Raw genomic sequence first — 19,747 nt, forward strand, 5'->3', positions numbered from 1 at the left:
TAGCCACTTTCATTATAATTTTGAAGGCAAACAAATTGGTATGAGACTTTTCTTGGTACTGTTTCTTTCATGTTCTTTTGGATTCACTGCTTTTTCACAGTCCCCAAAATCCAATAGGACTACCATGTACATGACATACGGCAAAACGGGGGCAAACCTGAGGGAGTTCAATCAGATGCTATCGGGTAAGGGGCTTTCTCCGATGAGAAACAGCTACTCCAACCTTAGCTTTGGGTATTTGACGAGATTCAATGACTTCATTATTGGATTAGAACTTTTTCAAAACAGCGGTCCTAAATCAATCTTTGACGGATACCAAATTGATTACCATACCACTAGGTTTTATGTAAACGTAGGTTTTGCCTTTACAGAAGAAGGTAATTTTCAATTGATCCATTACATGTCAGTTGGAACAGGATTTCTCAATTTTCAGATGTTAAAAGAAAACCCGGCTGAAAATCTAGGAGAGTTTTTCGAAAATCCTGAGCATGGCTTTATTCTGAGAGACGGAAACCTTCACCAAGGGACTTTGAATATGACCGGATTTCTGACCGAAATTGGGTTTCAAATGAGTTATGATTTTCCCATTCCGGGCAGAGGTGAAGCTATTGAGCTCTTGGCGAGGTTTGGATATTCTTTTAGCCCTTTTGAGGATTCTTGGAAATTAAATGGAATCAGGTTTAATAGTGCACAAAGTGGGGCATTTCTGAGATTGGGGGCAGGATTGACTATACCGGATCACAATTTTTTCTACAAAGATGCTGCCATTGGAGCCCATTTGCTCTATGGATTCCATTTTACCAAACCAGATCGCTTCAATGCTATTCTTCAAGAAAAAGGTCTTACGCCATTTAAGGGAAGACCAAATAATATCGGTCTAAAAGTATTAGGAGAAAGTAAAGGTTTCCTTTATGGAATCGATTTTTATAATCTTGGGCTTTCGGGAGAAGCAGATGAATCAAAAAGCCATACTTTAAACAGTTTAAGAGTTTATGGAAACGTGGGACTGAAATTCTTTGAAAGAAGAAATCTTGAACTTGGCGGAACAGGCGGATTAGGATATGGAAATATCCGATATAGTCTCATCAGTAATGAAAAACCTGATTTTCCAAGATTATTTGAAGAGCCCATTCATGATGCGTTTTTGAGAAAAGGTGGCTTGATGGCCAAGCCTGAGGTTTTTGTAGCTTACGGGATCCCATTGTCACCAAACCACTCCTCCAAAATCATGTTTGGAATCAATGGTGGCTATGAAATCCCTTTGGCCAATTACAAACTACTCGATTTGCCAATGTCTGATTACATTTCAAATCCTTATTTTCAGGTAAGCGTTGGTATCAAACATTAATTGTCGTCAATCTCTACGATCAGTTCTACTTCCACAGATATATCCATTGGCAGTGCATTCATACCAACAGCAGACCTTGCATGTTTTCCTTTTTCGCCAAAGACCTCTACCATCAAGTCAGAGAAGCCATTGATGACCTGAGGCTGTTGGGTAAAATCAGGTCCACAATTGACCATGCCCAAAACCTTAACCACTCTTTTGACTTTATTCAAATCTCCCAATTCAGCTTTTAGGACTGCCAATTGGTTGATTGCAACCATCCTCGCTGCTTCTTTTCCCTCTTCAATCGTAAGGTCTTGCCCCACCTTTCCTGTTATAAATGTTCCGTCAGGAAGTCCAGGACCTTTTCCGGCAAGAAAAAGAAGGTTACCGCTTCTAACCGCATTGACATAATTGGCTACAGGAGCACTTGCCTCAGGAAGAACAATTCCCAAATCTTTGAGTTTTTGCTCTGCATCCCAGACCTCCTGATTTTTGGGTAATTGTTGATTTTGATTTTCTGTGGAACTACAGGAAAATGTAATCAGCAATATCAGGGTTGATAAAGCGAAAGATAGCCATCTGAAGGTTTGGGCTTTTAAGTCCATAAGGAGTTTGTTTGTTGTCGGTTAAATTTCCTTTTAAAGGAAGTGTTTGATTTAGCAGATATGAGAAATATATACCTATTTCATTAAAGAATCTCTATAAAAAACAGCAAAATTCAATTATTGGATTTAAATTTGGATTGCTTATCGAGAAAGACTGAGGGAAAGGCCCTATGACGTCTTGGCAACCTGACTTACAAGGTGCTAATTCCTATTCCGGAAAAGCCGGAAGAAGATGAGCGGAAGAATGAATTCTTTTTTCCGGTTCTTGCTCGTATAAGTTTTTGAAATTTATCATACATGAACAGAACCGCGTTATTACTCTCCTTAGCCAAGAAAAAAATTCTCATCCTTGATGGTGCCATGGGCACGATGATTCAGCGTTTTAAGCTGAATGAGGAGGATTTTAGAACACCAGAACTTGCAAATCACCCCAAACCATTGAAGGGTAACAATGACCTGCTCTCACTTTCGAGACCGGATGTCATCAAATCCATTCATGCAGCCTACCTTGAAGTTGGGGCCGATATCATTGAAACCAATACTTTTAGTGGAACATCCATTGCACAGGAGGATTATGCTTTGCAGCACTTGGCCTATGAGATCAATTTCCAATCCGCAAAAATTGCCCGCGAAGTGGCTGATGAATTCACCGCAAAAAATCCTGACAAACCACGTTTCGTGGCAGGTGCCCTTGGGCCGACCAATAAAACAGCATCCCTTTCTCCAGATGTCAATGATCCCGGATACCGGGCAATCACGTTTGACCAATTGTCTGAAGCTTACAAAGAACAGGTTAGGGGATTGCTTGATGGTGGATCTGACATCCTTTTGGTAGAGACGATTTTTGATACGCTCAATGCAAAAGCGGCACTTTTTGCTATTCAGGAAGTATTTGAGGAAAGAAGTATCCCATTGAATCCTGAAGAAGGTGGCATTCCCATCATGATCTCAGGAACCATCACTGATGCTTCAGGCAGGACACTTTCAGGACAGACGACGGAAGCATTTCTGATTTCAGTTTCCCATGTACCGCTTTTCAGTGTAGGATTGAATTGTGCACTTGGAGCCAAAGAGCTCAGACCATACCTCAAAGTAATGGCAGACAATGCACCATTTCTGGTTTCGGCCTATCCCAATGCCGGCTTGCCAAATGAATTTGGCCAATACGATCAGGGAGCAAATGAAATGGCAGGGCAGATCGAGGAGTTTTTGAAAGAAGGGTACGTCAATATTTTGGGAGGTTGTTGCGGAACGACACCCGAACATATTGCTGCCATAGCCAAAGCGGCTGAAAAATACGCCCCACGTAAGGTTGAAATTGTCACAGCAGAAAATGAGTAAAATTCAAAAATATAATGCCATGAAATTGTCAGGTCTGGAACCGTTGGTTTTCACTCCTGAAATCAATTTTGTCAATGTCGGTGAAAGAACAAATATCACCGGGTCAAAGAAATTTGCCAGACTGATTCTCAATGGCCAATACGATGAAGCGCTTGGAATTGCATTGGATCAAGTCAGAGGCGGCGCACAGGTATTGGACGTCTGCATGGATGAAGGCATGCTTGACGGTGTGGTGGCTATGAAAAAGTTTCTTAACCTCATTGCTTCCGAACCGGAAATCAGCAGGATTCCGATCATGATCGACAGTTCACGTTGGGAAATAATCCTTGCCGGACTCAAATGCATTCAAGGAAAAGGAATTGTCAATTCGATCAGTTTAAAGAATGGCGAAACCGAATTTATCAATCAGGCAAAGACCATCAAAAAATTTGGTGCGGCGGTGGTGGTCATGGCTTTTGATGAAAAAGGTCAGGCCGATACTTATCAGCGCCGGATAGATATTTGCAAGAGGAGCTATGATATTTTGGTCAATATTGTCAGATTCAACCCTCAGGACATCATTTTTGATCCGAATATCTTTCCTGTTGCAACCGGAATGGACGAGCATCGGAAAAACGCCCTTGACTTTTTTCATGCTACCCAATGGATCAAACAAAATCTTCCGGGAGCCAAAGTCAGTGGCGGTGTAAGCAATGTGAGTTTTTCTTTCAGAGGCAATGATCCTGTGAGGGAAGCCATGCACGCCGCTTTCCTCTACCACGCCATTCGTCACGGGATGGATATGGGAATTGTGAATCCAACCATGCTTGAGATCTATGACGATATTCCAAAAGATTTGCTTCAAAGAGTCGAAGATGTCCTTTTTGATAGGTCTGAAGATGCTACCGAGCAATTGCTTTCTTTTGCAGAAACTGTAAAAGCTTCCGGAAAGAAAGAAGTTATCAACGAAGCCTGGAGGGAACTTCCTGTTGAAAAAAGAATAGAGCATGCATTGGTCAAAGGTATTATTGACTTTGTCATTGAAGATACGGAAGAGGCTAGGTTGAAATACCAAAACCCACTCAAAGTCATCGAAGGGCCTCTGATGGACGGGATGAATGTGGTCGGAGATTTATTTGGTGAGGGCAAAATGTTCCTTCCCCAAGTAGTGAAATCTGCGAGGGTGATGAAAAAAGCCGTTGCTTATTTGGAGCCATTTATGCCCAAAATCGGGGATTTGGATTACAATGCCGAGCAAAGCAGCATCAAAAAAATCCTCTTGGCTACTGTCAAAGGGGACGTCCACGATATCGGAAAAAACATTGTAGGGGTGGTTTTGGCTTGCAACAGTTATCAGATCATCGACCTTGGCGTGATGGTAGACGCCCAAAAAATAATCGATGAAGCCATCAAAAACAAAGTGGATATTATCGGATTGAGCGGTCTGATTACACCTTCCCTTGACGAAATGGTCTACGTCGCTTCCGAAATGGAGCGTCAGGGAATGCAGATACCACTGCTAATCGGTGGAGCTACGACTTCAAGAATCCACACCGCAGTAAAAATTGATCCGGTCTACAGCGGGACTGTCATCCATGTGACTGACGCTTCCAAGTCGGTTCCGATAGCAGGGGAATCCATCAACGAGGAGACCAAGGCAACTTATCACAAGCAGATCAAGGAAACATACAGTCAGGTGCGGGCCGAGCATGAGGCCAAGCAACAGGTCAAGCAACTCGCCACATACGAAGAAGCCAAAGCTAATCCCGTCTATATCGATTGGAGTCAATACGTGCCTGTGGTTCCCGCCAAATTGGGAGAAACGATCTTCCAAGATCTTGACTTGGCGGTTTTGAGAAAATATATTGATTGGACGCCGTTTTTCAGCACTTGGATGCTGACAGGAAGGTATCCCAAAATCTTTGATGATGAGGTAGTGGGAAATGAGGCGAAAAAACTGTTTGATGAAGCCAACAAGATGCTCGATCAGGTGATTGCTGAAAAATGGCTGCAGGCCAAAGCAATAGTGAATTTGTTTCCTGTCAAAAGAAATGGGGAAGATGTAGCTGTCCTTTCCAAAGGAGTTGAGACCGGCTTCAACTTCCATTTCCTCCGTCAGCAGGGCAAAAAGGGGAAAGGTGTTCCCAACAGATCCTTGGTGGATTATATCCATCCTTCAAAAACAGATTATATGGGCGGATTTGCGGTGACTGCCGGTTGGGGAATAGAATCCAAACTGGAGGAATTTCAAAAAAACCACGATGATTACCATGACATCATGCTCAAGGCCTTGGCAGACCGGCTTGCAGAAGCAGGTGCTGAATATCTGCATGAAAAGGTCCGAAAAGAGCTTTGGGGCTATGCCAAATCAGAAATATTGGAAAATGAAGCATTGATCAAGGAAGAATATCAAGGAATCCGACCGGCACCGGGATATCCGGCTTGTCCTGAACATTCTGAGAAAAAGACACTTTTTGATTTGATGCAGGTCGAGAAAAGTATCGGGATTACCCTGACCGACAGTTATGCGATGTATCCCACATCCTCAGTAAGTGGTTTTTACTTTGGTCATCCTGAAAGCAAATATTTTGGTCTGGGCAAAATAGGGGAGGACCAAGTTTTAGATTATGCCAAACGAAAAGGGGTCAGTAAGGCGCAGGCAGAAAGATGGTTATCACCAAACTTAGCTTACTCACCATTGTTACAAGTTCAAGAATAAAATACATGAAAATCACTGAACATATAGAACAGGCGAAAAAAACCCTGTTTTCTTTTGAAATATTACCCCCTTTGAAGGGACAGAGTTTGAATGAACTTTGCATTGGGATAGAGCCATTGATGGAATTCAAGCCACCTTTTGTGGATGTGACCTACCATAGGGAAGAATTTATTTATAAAAAGCATCCCAACGGGCTTTTGGAAAAAGTAAGTACCAAAAAGCGTCCTGGTACAGTGGGGATTTGTGCAGCTTTGATGAATAGATTCAAAGTAGATGCCGTGCCCCATTTGCTTTGTGGAGGGTTTACCAAAGAAGAGACAGAAAATGCACTCATTGACCTCAATTTTATTGGTGTTCAGAATGTGTTGGCTCTGAGGGGTGATGCCCCAAAAAATGAGGGAACATTCAGGCCTGAGCCCAATGGACATGAATTTACAAAGGATTTGGTGAAGCAGATCGTAGGAATGAACCACGGCAGGTATTTGCATGAGGAAACAGAAACCGGTTTCCATACTGATTTTTGTGTAGGGGTAGGAGGGTATCCTGAAAAGCACTTTGAGGCTCCCAATATGAAATTTGACTTGAAGCATCTGAAGGAAAAAATAGATGCCGGTGCCGAATATATCGTTACCCAAATGTTTTTTGACAACCAAAAATATTTTGATTTTGTGAAAAACGTCCGGGCTTTGGGTATAAAGGTGCCAATTATTCCAGGATTGAAACCAATCACAACGCTTGGTCAGATCAGCATGCTCCCGAGGACTTTTTTCCTGGATATGCCGGATGCTTTGATGGATGAACTCGAAAAATGCAAAACCAATGCTGATGTCAAAGAAGTGGGAATTGCATGGGCCATTCAGCAAAGTAAGGAGTTGGTCGCCAATGGGGTAGATGTATTGCATTATTACACCATGAGTAAAGCTGACGCCACTTATAAAATAGCAAAAGAGGTCTTTTGAGGGATTTTGCTACATTCGTGGCATGATCAAATTGGTAGAATGTCCCCGTGATGCCATGCAGGGCCGGGCGGAGTTCATAGATACTTCTATTAAAGCTGCTTATATCAACCAACTGCTACAAGTGGGGTTTGATACCATTGACTTTGGAAGCTTTGTCAGCCCCAAAGCCATTCCTCAAATGAGGGATACAGCTGATGTTTTGGAGCAGCTTGACCTTTTTGGAACCAAATCCAAGCTTCTTGCCATCGTTGCAAATGTCAGGGGAGCGGAAGACGCTTCCCATTTTGAAGAAATCGATTACCTGGGTTTTCCCCTTTCCCTTTCAGAGACTTTCCAACAGCGCAATACCAACAAGTCTATTGCTGAAGCTTTGGAGGAGGTAGAAGAAATCCAAAACCTCTGTGAGACCAAAGGCAAAACCTTGGTCACCTATCTTAGTATGGGGTTCGGAAATCCTTATGGCGATGCATACTCCCCTGATCTGGTAGCAGAATTTGTCAGAAATTTGGATCAAATGGGTATCAAAATCATCTCTTTTGCCGATACCGTCGGTACTGCGGATTCGACACTGATCTCAGAACTGTATGAGATCAGTTCTCATTCCTATCCTAAAATTGAGTTTGGATTGCATTTACATACCCATCCCGAACAGCTTTCATCCAAAATTACAGCGGCATTGAAAGCAGGATGTTTACGGTTTGACAGTGCGGTATTGGGATTTGGAGGATGTCCCATGGCCAATGATGACCTTGTAGGTAATGTGGCCACAGAATCCTTGATCCGGATTTTGGAACAGGAAGGGTTTGAACTGGACCTCAAAAGGATGGAATTTGCGGAAGCGATGAAACTTGCCAAGGTAGTGTTTCATTGAATTGGGAGATTATAGGCCTTTTTCTTGTATTCAAAAGTAAAAGTTTTTTAAAAAACCCAACCTATTCTAAAATCCATAAACTCAGCGACATGCCCATGGGCCTTAAGTCCGGCTCCAATTCGGATATTTTTTCCCGTCATGTAATTCAATGTATACCGCTGGTAAAACGCCCTATCCTCTTGATACCCCATTGGTTTGGACATGTACTTGACCATACGCTGACTGAAATCAAATTTTCCAAATAGGAAATGATTCTCCAAAAAGATTCCTGGAATCACAGCCTCTATTCGACTTTCCTGGATTGGCAGTGAAAAGTCCTTAGCAATCTCAATTCCTCCTCCCAAGCCAATTATTCCGGTAAATTTACGGTAAGTACCTCCGGCAAGGGTAAAGTTTGGTTGACGGTTTCCATTGTCCGAGTCTCGTGTGTTGAATCCTAAGTCTGCATAAATAGACCAATTGTTCGGGAGAGGGCTTTTTTCATAGCTTGGTAAATCGGCTTTTCGGGTGTAATGAACAACTCCCAATCCCAGCATTGGATAGTTCATCCCCCGATTGGGCTGACTTTGTCCCCCATTGGAAATGTGGTTGTATGAAAATGAGGCTTGCAATTCCCATTGATGGCTAAGTTCAAAGGAAAGTTTTGGCGCAATAAAAAGTAAAAAACTGATCGGAGCACTAAAGAAGGTATTCCTTGGATTTTCGAAAGGGTCATAAATCCGGGTAAGGTAGCTTACCCCCATTCCTGTAGAAAGACTGGCCGACCACCTGTCAGTTCTGAAAAGGTATGGTTCAAAACTCCCTGAAAGGTTCCATGCCTGCCCCAACTCTTTGGGATTTTGAAAATCTACGACCAATAGGTTTAGCCCCAAATAATGGAAACAATTGCAGGCTTCCCAGTTTTTGCGGGTTGTTCTCATCCATTGGGAAGATATGTTCAGGGAAATGGGTCGGCTGGAAGCCAGATCCTGGAGTTCAGGATTATGGGCAATTATCCATCCATATTGACTTTCCAGCCCGATCTTGTGAGAGTTGACCTGCGCTTCTGCATTTACAGGCAAAAAACTGAGAATAAGAAAAATAAAGACTGCCTTTTTCAATATTTTCTTTTTTTGATTTCTACGAAAATGAAACAAAGAGGTATAGGCCTTAAATATGTTTTTTTATTCTTTTCACTGATAAACTTTTCTGATTAAATATTAACCAAAAGGATTTTCAAGGTGAATTTTCTCCAAAATGAGTCCTCTTAATGTTTTGAAATAAACAATATCGGAAGAATAATCGCAGAATTTTGAGGTCTCGCTGGTATTCAAATTCCAATAATTTTCAGGAAACTGTGTTTCGCCTTTCCTTCAAGAAACCGCCTGAAAAAAATAAAATACATCTGCCTCGATTTTAATTATTTTCGCCGATCGTTATTGATTATTTCTTATGATTTCTAAAAAAGCCCATCAAACCCGTATCTACAGGCGAATACACAAATGGATTAGTATAGTCTTTGTGTTTTTCCTTGTGGTCATTGGCATTACGGCTATTCTTTTGGCTTGGAAAAAAGAATTGGGTCTCATCCCCAAAACCCAAACTACGAAAGTCGAGAATCCTTCGAATTGGATTCCCTTGGAGAGAATGATGGAGATCGGGCAAACATTTGTTAGGGACAGTCTTAAAAAAAGTGATTTGATCGACAGGATAGATGTCAGACCTGAAAAGGGAATTGCAAAGATTGTCTTTAAAAGGCATTTTACCGAAATTCAGGTAGATGGCTACTCGGGAGAGATACTTTCAGTAAGCCAAAGAAACTCTGATCTTGTTGAAAAAATCCATGACGGAAGCATTTTAGATTTTTTGATGGTTTCCGATTCCGAAATTTCCAAAATCACCTACAGTACCTTGACTTCAGTTGTCTTGCTTTTGCTTTGTTTTACGGGTTTTTTTTTATGGTATTTGCCTAGGTTGATAAAGAAATTAAAAAACCGGAAGGCCTCCTAAATCATTCTAATTGTCACCATTGCTTTCTATATTTGGTTTAGGTTGAAAGGTTATGGATCATGTTGACTTTGACTTTTGGAAATTTTTTGCAGGGATAGGGATTTTCCTATGGGGGATTTTTCAACTTGAAAATGCGATCAAGGAAATCGGCGGTAATTCTCTCAAGCATTTGATGCATAGGTTTACCGGATCTGCCTGGAAGGGTATTTTGACCGGGACTTTGGTGACTGCTATTCTGCAGAGCAGTTCACTTGTCACACTAATGGTATTGGCATTTTTGGGCGCAGGTGTGTTAAATCTCAAAAATGCCCTTGGTGTTGTCTTGGGAGCAAATCTCGGGACTACCGCCACAGCTTGGATTGTAGCTACTTTGGGATTCAAGTTAAGTGTGGAAGCTTTTTCACTTCCATTTCTCGGATTTGGTAGTTTCCTTTTTTTATTTTTGAAAGACAGGCCTTTTCTTAAAAACTTGGGAGCAATTTCCATTGGTTTCGGTTTGCTGTTTTTAGGACTTGATTTTATGAAAACATCCATAGAAGAAGTTGCCGGCGGTATGGATCTGGAAAGTCTCCAAGGCCATGGAACTTGGCTTTTCCTGATTGTCGGATTGATTATTACAGCCGTGATCCAATCAAGTTCGGCTGCCATTGTTATTGTCTTGAGTACAATGAATGCAGGTTTGATCGGATTGACAGAAGGCGCTGCGATGGTCATCGGGGCCAATATCGGTACAACAGTGACCCTTGGAATCGGATCCTTAGGAGGAACAGCAGACAAAAAACGTCTTGCATTTGCCCATTTTTTGTTCAATGTGGTTACGGGGATTTTGATTTTTCTTTTATTGGATTGGGTGCTTCAATTTTCAATGACCGTATTTTCAGTTGAAGACCCTTTGATGGAATTGGTGTTATTCAATACTTTACTCAATGCAATCGGAATCCTGTTGTTCTATCCTTTTATTGCTCCATTGGAGAGATTTCTTAAAAAGCTGTTTAAAAAAGATGAACCACAGGGCATTTCTAAATACATCAAAAACGTAAGTACCAAACTTCCCTCAGTGGCATTGGAAGCTTTGGAAAAAGAAATTCTATTGGCCTATGAGGCTACCACAAACTTCATTGTCAATTTATTGAATAACGGTGAAACAAATGATGAGAACATTTCGATTTGGAGGAAGATTTTGTATCAGCCTATAGATTTGCTCAATGAATATAACAGGATAAAAAGCCTAGAAGACGAGATTACCAAATACCATATTCTTCTTCAGGAAGAGTTTTTGAGTGAAAAAGAAGCACAAAAGCTGACTTCCTTGATGTTGTCTCTCCGGACTATGGTTTTTGCCGCTAAAGACATCAAGGATGTCATGCACAACATCAGAGATATGGAAGATGAAGAAGATCGTCTTGTAGTGGAACTACATGGCAAGATCAAGTCCTATATCATGTCTTTTCTTGGGAAAATGGATGATTATAAAAATTTGGAGACAGTACCGGAAAAGGAACCTTCATGGATCAATGAAAATGCGAAGCAATATAAAATATGGATTTCCGAATTATATGAAGACATGAAATCAAACAACCTTGAATTTCCTATATCTACCCTTACAAATGTCCTCAAACAGGTAATTTCCAGTATGGACAATTTGGGAAGTGCTGTGATTCATTGGAAACACCAAAAGAAGGAAGTTATCGATGTGATGCCTTAAAAAAAAGCAAAAGACCTTTGAGAAATTTTCTCAAAGGTCTTTTTTTTTAAAACAGACTTTGCTATTAAATTTTGATACTCAGGACTGCAATATCAGATTTGTATAGCACGGTGTCAGTTACCCCGACTTGGTATGTTGACATGCCTTTTCTATTTCCTGAGGCAATACCTATAAAACCTATTTTTCTGGTCTTTGCAAATTCAACTATCCCATTTTCGGGTTCTGTATGGCAATAGACATGTTTATGGATCACCAAATCTTCAAATCCCTTGGCGTAAGCATCCATCCTTGATTCTGCGATATCTGAATTGACAAAATGGGAAGGTGTATTGACAAACAAGAAATGGACAGAGGTATGAAAATCTTTCAATACTGCTTTCATTTTAGTAAAGGCAGGCCTTGAATCTTCATTGAACATGGAAGCAAAAACCATTTTCCTTAAGTCATTTCCGCTAAGTATTTTTTTGACCGCCATTACAGGACAATCTGCATTTCGGAGAACATGTTGGATTGTTGATCCTATAAACTTTCCTTCCTGATAACCTGCACCATAAGCGCCTATTACAATTAGGTCAGCTTTGTGTTTTTGGGCCACTTCCAATATGACATGCTGGGGTACTCCTATTTCCACTACAGTTTCGACAGGTACAGCATGCAGTTTATGTTCCAAAACAAACGCTTTCAATTTATCTTTTGCTTCTGCTTCCAGATCCAGTATTTCGATGTTCTTTGCTTTTTGTTCATTTGATAAGCTATTCCAGTCTAACAATGAACTGACAACATTCACGCAGGTAATGCTGCTATTGGCTTTTTGTGCGATTTTCAAAGCACTCAATAAAGCAAAATCTGAATAGGAGGAAAAGTCGATGGGGACGATTATTCTTTTCATGGTTATCGGATTTTTGGTTGCTAATTTCCTAAAGGTCCGGAATTAATCGAAAAAATTCTATGATCAAAATCATGTGAATATCTGATTGTTTTCCTGTTTAAGTATTTGTTTATGAGATAGATTTGATAAATCAATGTCAAAAGACCATGAAACCATTACACAATAAATCCATCATAATTACCGGAGGAGCAGGGGGTATCGGAAAGGCCACTGCACGGATGTTTCTTGATGAAGGAGGCACGGATGTGCTCTTGGTAGACATAAATCCAAAAGCATTGGAGGAAGCAAAAATAGAGTTAAACCATTCCGGAGTACAAACTTATGTCGCTGATATCAGTAAGTCTAATGATGTAAAAGCTTATACCGACAAAGCCGTGGAACTGTTTGGTAAACTGGACGTGGTTTTTTTGAATGCAGGGTATGAAGGGATAGTAAAACCATTGACAGATTATCCTGAAGATATTTTTGATAAAGTTCTTGATATCAATGTCAAAGGTGTTTGGCTTGGTTTGAAATATGCTTTTCCACATATGCAAAAATCAGGTGGCTCAATTATCATCACTTCATCCGTTGCGGGACTTACAGGAACTGCCCAGATGATGGCATATACCACCAGCAAGCATGCTGTGATCGGTAGCATGAGGGTGGCCGCTTTGGAAGGCGCTCCTCATAACATCAGAGTCAATTCTGTCCATCCAGGACCTGTTGACAACAGAATGATGAGGTCTTTGGAGGAAGGATTTGCTCCGGGAGCTGGTAGCCAAGTCAAAAAAGGCTTTGAAAGTCAAATTCCTTTGGGAAGATATGCAACCAATGAAGACATCGCTTCCATGGTTACCTTCCTTGCCTCAGATAAAAGCAAGTATATTACCGGATCCATGCATATCGTAGATGGTGGATTCGTCATTTAATTTCATAGGGTTAAAAAGGTTAAAAAAGGCTGGAAGGATTTTCAGCCTTTTTTTTTGTGATAGTTGTCACTAAATTGCTCCTGTGACAAGGATATTTTTGACCAAACTTTGACTATGGAATTAGAAGATTTAAAACAAAAATTACCCAACATAACTGACCCTGCGCTTTTGAAAGCACTTTTGGAAAATGGTAAAGAGTTGGTGTTTCAACCCGGAAAAGTAATTACTGAACCGGGACAATTTGTGAAAATGGTTCCGATTGTCTTGGAAGGTTCTATCAAAATCATGAGGATGGATGAAGACGGGAAGGAACTTTTTCTTTATTATTTAGAACCCGGCGAAACCTGTGCACTTTCTTTGACTTGCTGTACCTCTTCACGGCCAAGCGAGATCAAGGCAGTCACTGAGGAACGCACAGTGATATTGGCTGTGCCTGTAGAAAAACATGAGGAGTGGTCTGACCATTTTAAACAATGGAAAGATTTTGTGGCTATGACGTATCAGTCAAGATTTCATGAAATGTTGGTTGCATTGGATGCAGTGGCATTCAAAAGAATGGATGAACGCCTAATGCGGTATATCCTTACCAAAATGAAACAACACAAATCCAATGAATTGCATACCACCCATCAGGAAATTGCAAATGAATTAGGAACCTCCAGGGAGGTGATATCAAGATTACTGAAGCAGTTGGAGAAGAAAAAATGGATAGAACTCGGTAGAAACATCATCTATGTCAGGGATGATTTCGAAGAATTGATCAGCTAAAATCATCAATAAAATAGAAAAAATAACCCCCGAAAGCGCTTTTGTTTTTCGTGGGTTATTTTTTTAGACGATGCTTGGTTTGATGTTATATTTCTTCTTCAGGTCATGTACCATTCCAGTATTGAAATCAAACACCCATGCATAAAGCTTTAACTTATTTCCTGAATCAATCGCCTGTCTGTAAATTGAAGTCTGTTTGATGTTTTCTATTTGTTCCAAGACGTTCAATTCAACAAGTCTGTTAAGTCTGGTATTTTGGTCTTCGATGCTGTTCAATTCTGATTTATGGTGTCTGATTACATCTTTGATGTTTGCCAGCCAATTGTCAATCAATCCGTTTGAATTGTTTTCATAGGCGGCTTTGACTCCACCGCATCCATAATGGCCATAGACAATGATATCCCTAACCCCGAGATTTTCTACGGCAAACTGCATTACAGAAAGGAAATTGAGGTCAGTATGTGACACAACATTGGCGATATTCCGGTGGATAAAAAGTTCACCAAGTTCTGAACCCAAAACCATTGAAGGCGAAACGCGGCTATCCGAACATCCCAATAGAAGTGCTTTAGGATGCTGACCTTCTTTCAAGACATCAAAATATTCTTCGTTTTGGGACAATACAGTTTTGACCCAATTTTGGTTATTTTCTAGGTAGTGGTTGATATCGGTCGCGCACATTACTTTGAATTGGTTTGGGTGGCGTAGGATGAATATTTTTCCAATGTTTCCTCCGTGATGGCATGGTCAAAAGCAGATAGTGCTGTATTGTCGTCCAAGAAGATATGGTCCGAACCTACGCTTTCCAGCAAAGCCCATCTGTTCAATACATCCCTAACAGGCCCTTTGATGCTTGTCATAGAAATGTCCATGCCGGATTTTCGCCAGGTATTGATCCACTCATTGAGTTCATGGGCACCCGTGCTGTCAATGTTGGTCACACTTTCCATGTTGAAAACGAGCATTTTCACTTTCTTTCCTTTTTCAGAAATCCAGAGGTCCAATTTGTCTTTGATAAATTCCACATTGGCAAAATATATCGGACCATCAATCCTCACCATCAATAAATCATCCCTTACTTCGAGATTTTTGAATCTGCTGATGTTTCTAAAAGTATTAGTTCCAGGTACTCTTCCAAGTTGGGCAATGTGAGGCCTTGAAGCCCTGTAGATGATTACCAACAAGGACAAGACCATACCTGAGATAATTCCTGTTTCGATCCCTAAGGTCAGCGTGATGACAAATGTGGCGACCAACATGGCGAAGTCTGCCTTGTCTTTGTGCCACAAATGCACCGGTTCCTTGAAATCAATCAGTCCAGAAACTGCCACCAAGACCACAGCGGCAAGGATGGCACTTGGAAGGTTATAGAATAGTCCTGTGAAAAACAACAAGGTAAGCACGATCAAAATGGCACTGAAGATGGAAGAAAGAGTTGTTTTGGCGCCTGCATCATTGTTGACGGCAGTTCTGGAAAATCCCCCTGTCACAGGATATCCCTGAAAAAAGGCAGCCCCAAAATTAGCCATCCCCAATGCGGTCAATTCCTGATTGGCATTCAATCTATAGTTTTTATGTTTTGCCTGGATCGTTTTTGCCACTGCAAAGCTTTCTGCAAAGCCTACCAAAGAAATGGTTAAGGCTATTGGAATCAACGTTCTCCAAGTGTTCAAATCAAAAGAAGGAGTTGAAAATGAAGGTAATCCACTTGGGACATCACCCACGATTTTGACTCCTTGGCTTGTCAGGTCCAATCCCGAAACCAATGCAATACCTACTATCACGGCCACCAAAGGTGCCGGAAAGCTTTTATGTATTTTCTTTCCGTATTTGATGATGATAATGCCGACTACACCAATTCCAAAGGTTATCCAATGGATATCACCGATATTCTGGTATATGGCAACAATCATTTCTTGGATGTGCTCTGAATTGGGAAGGTTGATTCTAAACAAATGCTTGATTTGGCTCAATCCAATGATAATGGCCGCAGCAGAGGTAAAACCACTGATGACGGGGTGGGAGAGGAAGTTGACTACAAACCCCAATTTGAAAAGTCCCATACCAAACTGAATCAGACCTACCAAAAAGGCCAAAGAAAGTGCATAAAGTAAATATTGTTCGGGAGATGATGCATTCAGCGTAGCTATCCCGGCAGCCGTAAGCAAGGAAACCATCGCTACCGGACCTACTGCCAATTGCCTTGAAGTTCCAAATATGGCATATAAAATTAGAGGAACAGTCACTGCATAAAGTCCATGGATGGGTTCCAATCCTGCAAGCATTGCATAAGCCATACCCTGTGGGATCAACATGATGCCCACCGTTAGACCTGCCGAGAGGTCACCCTGAAGGTCGGATTTCTTGTAGTTTGGCAACCATTCCAAGATAGGGATATACCCTTTTACACTTTGTAGGAAATTATTTTTCATAGCTGAAATTCTATTCTCAAGTTAGCAAAATTCAAGGACTTGTATGTTTAGCCCTGAAATCATCCCCAAAATTCCAAAAAAATGGACTTGGAATTTGTGATGATTGTTACGCAATAAAAAAAGCCATCCTTTGGGGATGGCTCTTTGAACTTAATTTTAGTATTTGATTAATTCAAGAATTCGTCAAATGTAATGGATACAAAGTACATGGATCCAACGGTTGGGTTACCCCAAGCCTGACGGTAGCCACTGTTAAGTAAGTTTGTACCTCCAACTTTGATGATGGATTTGATAGATTTCACTTTGTAGCTTACCTGTGCATCGAAGATGCTGAAAGCAGGCATCACAGACAATCCCTGAGTAGAAACGGTGTTCGATACGAAAGAAGACTGCCATACAAATTCATCCTGCCATCTCCAAGAGATACCAAAACCGAGGTTTTTGATCACTTCTCTATTTGCGAAGTTGAATACAGTTCTGTATTCCGGCGTGTTGAATGAAGGCTGGAAGCCATCCAAATCATCTATGTTGTCCAGTTTGTTGAAGGAGACGTTACCACCGATGGTATAGCCTTTAGGCAACTGGTAATCCAATCCCAAAGCCCAGCCATAAGACTTGATGATTTCCTCTCTGTTGACAGGCATAGAATACACATTTCTGGTATTGGCGCTCAAAAGATTCAGACCTGAGAAAGACGCTGGATTGGTGGCACTTGGATTTCTGTCCTGAACCAATACCTGACCTCCAATGAAGTTTTCAAATCTGTTATAATAATAGTATCCGTCAATCAAGAGCTTGTTGTTAGCCACCAAAGACTTGTAGCCAAACTCATAAGATTTCACGATTTCAGGTTTAAAGGTTGTTGCTTGGTATTCTGTTTTCTTGTCCTGGTTTGCCATCGCTGCACGGAATGGAAGTAACTGAGAGAAAGCAGCTAAAACTGCAGGGTCGTTAGGAGGTGTTCCTGGAGGGAATTGAGCTAAAACCTCAGCCATTACAGCTGCTTGGTTAGCAGGAGTTCCTGCCCACTGTTGTACAGCTCCACCAAATTGAGTTACAGTGGCTAAAGAGTATACAGGGTTTGTGTTGAAATTATATCTTTCTCTGAACAAAGGAAGACCGCCAATCAATCTTGCCTGGGGAGTTACCAAATCAATGAACTGATCTTGTGTAGTAGGTAACCTGAAGCCTGTCTGATAGGAAGCCCTGAAGTTGTGTTGTCCTGCGGTATAAACTGCAGAAACCCTTGGTGACCACTGACCTTCAAAGTTCTCGTTTTTATCATAACGGATAGAAGCTGTCAATTTCAATTTGTCATTGATCATTCTTTTTGACCCCTGAGCGTATCCGCCATATTCTTGGATGGTAAATTCATTGCCATCATCATCTGTGGCAAAAAGCGTTTTCTCAGAATTCAGCTGGTAAGTCCTGAAATTGGCTCCCACGATGAAGTCAGCAAATTTGATGTCTTTAAAACTGTAAGAGCCTTCATAGTGGTAAAGGTTTGTTTTGTCGACAAATTTTGCACCCACACCATTTTGATCGCCAGGAATTGGCCTGGAAGTCACATCTGCCAAAGCTTGGTTGAATTCGGGTGTGCCCGGAAGGTATCTTCCTGTATCAGCGGCACCTCTTGCGGCTGCGTGTGCTGCGTCAGGAGAAGCTCCCTGTGATATTGCACCTACATAAGTTCCCACATATTGACCAAACCATGTTGTGCTTGGCTTCCAGGCTTCGTTTATACCTTGGGCTGCAATACCTACTGCATAAGCATCACCTGATCTTTCCTGAGTAGTATATGCTCTTACAAACCAGTTTGAGCCTCTCAATTCAGCTTTGTATTGACCTAATTTAAAATTGGCAATAGAATACCTATCTGCACCGGTATAGACCGTAGTACCCATACCTTGGTTTCCTTGGAAGATAGCTTCTACTTTATCTGAGATTCTCCAATGCAATGCTGCATTCAATTTCAGAGACCTTGTATTATAATCAGCCACATCTCTTTCAAGATAACCTGTTCTGGATACAAATGTGTTTTGCGGAATCAAACCAAGAGCAGCTGTTGGAAGCAATCCTGCATTCACTAAAGACTGACCTACACTTTGCATGCTAACGTTGGTTTCATCTCCGTAGATGTTGACACCGTTAAATCCTGGGTTGTTTGTTCTGCTGCCATTTTCAATAGTCGAACCATTCAAAAGAGATTGGTCTCTGAAGTCATTGGCTTGCCAATCATCAGCTGACAGATAGCTGACATTTACTTTGATAGCTACTTTGTCGCTAAGTGCGGTGGCATATCTTGCGGAGAAGTCATAAAACCCTGTGGATGGATTGGTTCGGGAACCTTCGCTCATCAAGCCGCCTTTCATCTGCACCGATAGTCCTTGGTACTGGAATGGATTTTTGCTGTTGAGCAACAAGATTCCATTAATGGCATTTGGTCCATATAGGGCTGAAGCTGCTCCCGGAAGCAATTCAAGACTTTCTAGATCCAATTCAGAGATACCTGCAATGTTACCCACAGAGAAGTTTAATCCAGGAGCTTGGTTGTCCATACCGTCAATCATCTGAACAGTACGCACGTTTCCGTTTGCATTGAAACCTCTTGTATTGAAAGATTTGAAAGTGAGTGATTGGGTACTCATTTCTACACCTTTGAGGTTGTTCAAACCATCATAGAAACTTGCTTGAGGAGCCTCTCTGATAGAAATGATATCCATTCTTTCCACGGTGACCGGAGATTGAAGAACACTTTCTTCTACACGGGAGGCTGAAACAACAATTTCCTGCCCTAGGATAGAAGCCTCAGCAAGGCTTACCTCCAAGTTTGATACATTGTCTTGCGTGATTTCAACTTCCTTGCTGGAAAAGCCTACCATCGAAAAAATCAAAGTAAGGGGAGGAGCTTGATTTACCCGAAGGGTGAAATTTCCATCTAAATCTGAGATCGTGCCGACCACTTTTCCTTTGACCACAATGTTGACGCCAACTAGGGTTTCTTTTGTACCTTCCTCTAGTACTTTTCCAGAAATAGTAGTCGTTTGCGCGAATACCTCAGGAGTAATGAAGGCAACCATCATGAGCAGCATTAGTACAACTTGCCACCTGTTTTTAGTAAATTTTTGCATATGTATTTTGGGTTTGTTATTTGATAATTTTGAGGGCAGATTTTTTGTTTGAAATTTAGATTAAATTACCAATTATCAATATAATTAGCCGAAAAAAATTTTAATTAAGATTCAATTT

General features: G+C 41.2%; 15 protein-coding genes and 1 riboswitch. Of the genes, 9 read left to right on the top strand and 6 right to left on the bottom strand.

All coding sequences use genetic code 11. The annotated features are described in order from the left end of the window. Positions 1 to 40 precede the first annotated feature (40 nt). The gene (locus NK987_RS08410) at positions 41 to 1,348 is read left to right on the top strand and encodes a hypothetical protein (RefSeq protein WP_259263488.1); all 1,308 of its coding nucleotides are present in this window, start codon (positions 41 to 43) and stop codon (positions 1,346 to 1,348) included. On the opposite strand, the gene NK987_RS08415 is transcribed toward NK987_RS08410, so the two are convergent. Further along, entirely contained in the window at positions 1,345 to 1,935 is a 591-nt protein-coding gene (locus NK987_RS08415) for a RidA family protein (RefSeq protein WP_259263489.1), read from the bottom strand. The two genes, NK987_RS08410 and NK987_RS08415, sit on opposite strands and share 4 nt — an antisense overlap. Positions 1,936 to 2,073: 138 nt before the next feature. Then, a riboswitch (SAM riboswitch) is annotated at positions 2,074 to 2,174 on the top strand. A gap of 58 nt (positions 2,175 to 2,232) precedes the next feature. Between NK987_RS08415 and NK987_RS08420 the strand changes: the two genes are divergently transcribed. The 4 genes from NK987_RS08420 to NK987_RS08435 are packed head-to-tail and all read left to right on the top strand — an operon-like array spanning position 2,233 to position 7,804. Then, positions 2,233 to 3,276 carry a homocysteine S-methyltransferase family protein gene (locus NK987_RS08420; RefSeq protein WP_258422574.1) on the top strand — a complete coding sequence of 348 codons (1,044 nt, stop codon included), beginning with the start codon at positions 2,233 to 2,235 and terminating at the stop codon, positions 3,274 to 3,276. Next, positions 3,269 to 5,974: a methionine synthase gene (gene metH / locus NK987_RS08425; RefSeq protein ID WP_259263490.1), complete on the top strand. Its 2,706-nt coding sequence runs from the start codon at positions 3,269 to 3,271 to the stop codon at positions 5,972 to 5,974. Before NK987_RS08420 ends, metH begins: the two co-directional genes overlap by 8 nt. Positions 5,975 to 5,979: 5 nt before the next feature. Further along, positions 5,980 to 6,933, top strand: a complete 954-nt coding sequence (gene metF, locus NK987_RS08430) for a methylenetetrahydrofolate reductase [NAD(P)H] (protein ID WP_258422576.1) — start codon at positions 5,980 to 5,982, stop codon at positions 6,931 to 6,933. A 22-nt stretch (positions 6,934 to 6,955) separates the two neighbouring features. Continuing rightward, positions 6,956 to 7,804, top strand: coding sequence for a hydroxymethylglutaryl-CoA lyase (locus NK987_RS08435; protein WP_258422577.1), 849 nt, complete (start codon positions 6,956 to 6,958; stop codon positions 7,802 to 7,804). A gap of 47 nt (positions 7,805 to 7,851) precedes the next feature. Here NK987_RS08435 and NK987_RS08440 read toward each other — a convergent pair whose 3' ends face one another. Next, positions 7,852 to 8,904, bottom strand: a complete 1,053-nt coding sequence (locus NK987_RS08440) for an acyloxyacyl hydrolase (protein ID WP_259263491.1) — start codon at positions 8,902 to 8,904, stop codon at positions 7,852 to 7,854. A 331-nt stretch (positions 8,905 to 9,235) separates the two neighbouring features. Here NK987_RS08440 and NK987_RS08445 point away from each other — a divergent pair, with 331 nt between their 5' ends. Together NK987_RS08445 and NK987_RS08450 are read left to right on the top strand one after the other, a co-directional pair. Then, the gene (locus tag NK987_RS08445; RefSeq protein ID WP_258422579.1) at positions 9,236 to 9,793 is read left to right on the top strand and encodes a PepSY-associated TM helix domain-containing protein; all 558 of its coding nucleotides are present in this window, start codon (positions 9,236 to 9,238) and stop codon (positions 9,791 to 9,793) included. 52 nt (positions 9,794 to 9,845) lie between these two features. Further along, positions 9,846 to 11,498 carry a Na/Pi cotransporter family protein gene (locus tag NK987_RS08450; protein WP_259263492.1) on the top strand — a complete coding sequence of 551 codons (1,653 nt, stop codon included), beginning with the start codon at positions 9,846 to 9,848 and terminating at the stop codon, positions 11,496 to 11,498. 64 nt (positions 11,499 to 11,562) lie between these two features. Here the strand turns inward: NK987_RS08450 and NK987_RS08455 are convergent, their stop codons facing one another. Continuing rightward, positions 11,563 to 12,387 carry a universal stress protein gene (locus tag NK987_RS08455; RefSeq protein WP_259263493.1) on the bottom strand — a complete coding sequence of 275 codons (825 nt, stop codon included), beginning with the start codon at positions 12,385 to 12,387 and terminating at the stop codon, positions 11,563 to 11,565. Positions 12,388 to 12,533: 146 nt separating this feature from the next. Between NK987_RS08455 and NK987_RS08460 the strand changes: the two genes are divergently transcribed. Beyond that, positions 12,534 to 13,298 (top strand): SDR family NAD(P)-dependent oxidoreductase, encoded by a 765-nt coding sequence (locus NK987_RS08460; RefSeq protein WP_259263494.1) that lies wholly within the window; start codon positions 12,534 to 12,536, stop codon positions 13,296 to 13,298. A 114-nt stretch (positions 13,299 to 13,412) separates the two neighbouring features. Further along, the gene (locus NK987_RS08465; RefSeq protein WP_258422583.1) at positions 13,413 to 14,066 is read left to right on the top strand and encodes a Crp/Fnr family transcriptional regulator; all 654 of its coding nucleotides are present in this window, start codon (positions 13,413 to 13,415) and stop codon (positions 14,064 to 14,066) included. A 63-nt stretch (positions 14,067 to 14,129) separates the two neighbouring features. Here NK987_RS08465 and NK987_RS08470 read toward each other — a convergent pair whose 3' ends face one another. The 3 genes from NK987_RS08470 to NK987_RS08480 all read right to left on the bottom strand — a co-directional run bounded on the left by NK987_RS08470 (position 14,130) and on the right by NK987_RS08480 (position 19,629). After that, positions 14,130 to 14,747 (bottom strand): carbonic anhydrase, encoded by a 618-nt coding sequence (locus NK987_RS08470; protein WP_259263495.1) that lies wholly within the window; start codon positions 14,745 to 14,747, stop codon positions 14,130 to 14,132. Then, positions 14,747 to 16,498 (bottom strand): SulP family inorganic anion transporter, encoded by a 1,752-nt coding sequence (locus tag NK987_RS08475; protein ID WP_259263496.1) that lies wholly within the window; start codon positions 16,496 to 16,498, stop codon positions 14,747 to 14,749. Before NK987_RS08475 ends, NK987_RS08470 begins: the two co-directional genes overlap by 1 nt. Before the next feature lie 167 nt (positions 16,499 to 16,665). Continuing rightward, entirely contained in the window at positions 16,666 to 19,629 is a 2,964-nt protein-coding gene (locus NK987_RS08480; RefSeq protein ID WP_259263497.1) for a TonB-dependent receptor, read from the bottom strand. Positions 19,630 to 19,747: the final 118 nt, after the last annotated feature.

It is taken from the genome of Aquiflexum gelatinilyticum (genome assembly GCF_024813435.1).
GTDB lineage: Bacteria > Bacteroidota > Bacteroidia > Cytophagales > Cyclobacteriaceae > Cognataquiflexum > Cognataquiflexum gelatinilyticum.

What these genes read in the sequence shown, in the direction of transcription:
- NK987_RS08410 (WP_259263488.1), top strand. Translation starts at nt 41, where the DNA reads ATGAGACTTTTCTTGGTACTGTTTCTTTCATGTTCTTTTGGATTCACT.
- NK987_RS08415 (WP_259263489.1), bottom strand. Translation starts at nt 1,935, where the DNA reads ATGGACTTAAAAGCCCAAACCTTCAGATGGCTATCTTTCGCTTTATCA.
- NK987_RS08420 (WP_258422574.1), top strand. Translation starts at nt 2,233, where the DNA reads ATGAACAGAACCGCGTTATTACTCTCCTTAGCCAAGAAAAAAATTCTC.
- metH (WP_259263490.1), top strand. Translation starts at nt 3,269, where the DNA reads ATGAGTAAAATTCAAAAATATAATGCCATGAAATTGTCAGGTCTGGAA.
- metF (WP_258422576.1), top strand. Translation starts at nt 5,980, where the DNA reads ATGAAAATCACTGAACATATAGAACAGGCGAAAAAAACCCTGTTTTCT.
- NK987_RS08435 (WP_258422577.1), top strand. Translation starts at nt 6,956, where the DNA reads ATGATCAAATTGGTAGAATGTCCCCGTGATGCCATGCAGGGCCGGGCG.
- NK987_RS08445 (WP_258422579.1), top strand. Translation starts at nt 9,236, where the DNA reads ATGATTTCTAAAAAAGCCCATCAAACCCGTATCTACAGGCGAATACAC.
- NK987_RS08450 (WP_259263492.1), top strand. Translation starts at nt 9,846, where the DNA reads ATGGATCATGTTGACTTTGACTTTTGGAAATTTTTTGCAGGGATAGGG.
- NK987_RS08455 (WP_259263493.1), bottom strand. Translation starts at nt 12,387, where the DNA reads ATGAAAAGAATAATCGTCCCCATCGACTTTTCCTCCTATTCAGATTTT.
- NK987_RS08460 (WP_259263494.1), top strand. Translation starts at nt 12,534, where the DNA reads ATGAAACCATTACACAATAAATCCATCATAATTACCGGAGGAGCAGGG.
- NK987_RS08465 (WP_258422583.1), top strand. Translation starts at nt 13,413, where the DNA reads ATGGAATTAGAAGATTTAAAACAAAAATTACCCAACATAACTGACCCT.
- NK987_RS08470 (WP_259263495.1), bottom strand. Translation starts at nt 14,747, where the DNA reads ATGTGCGCGACCGATATCAACCACTACCTAGAAAATAACCAAAATTGG.
- NK987_RS08475 (WP_259263496.1), bottom strand. Translation starts at nt 16,498, where the DNA reads ATGAAAAATAATTTCCTACAAAGTGTAAAAGGGTATATCCCTATCTTG.
- NK987_RS08480 (WP_259263497.1), bottom strand. Translation starts at nt 19,629, where the DNA reads ATGCAAAAATTTACTAAAAACAGGTGGCAAGTTGTACTAATGCTGCTC.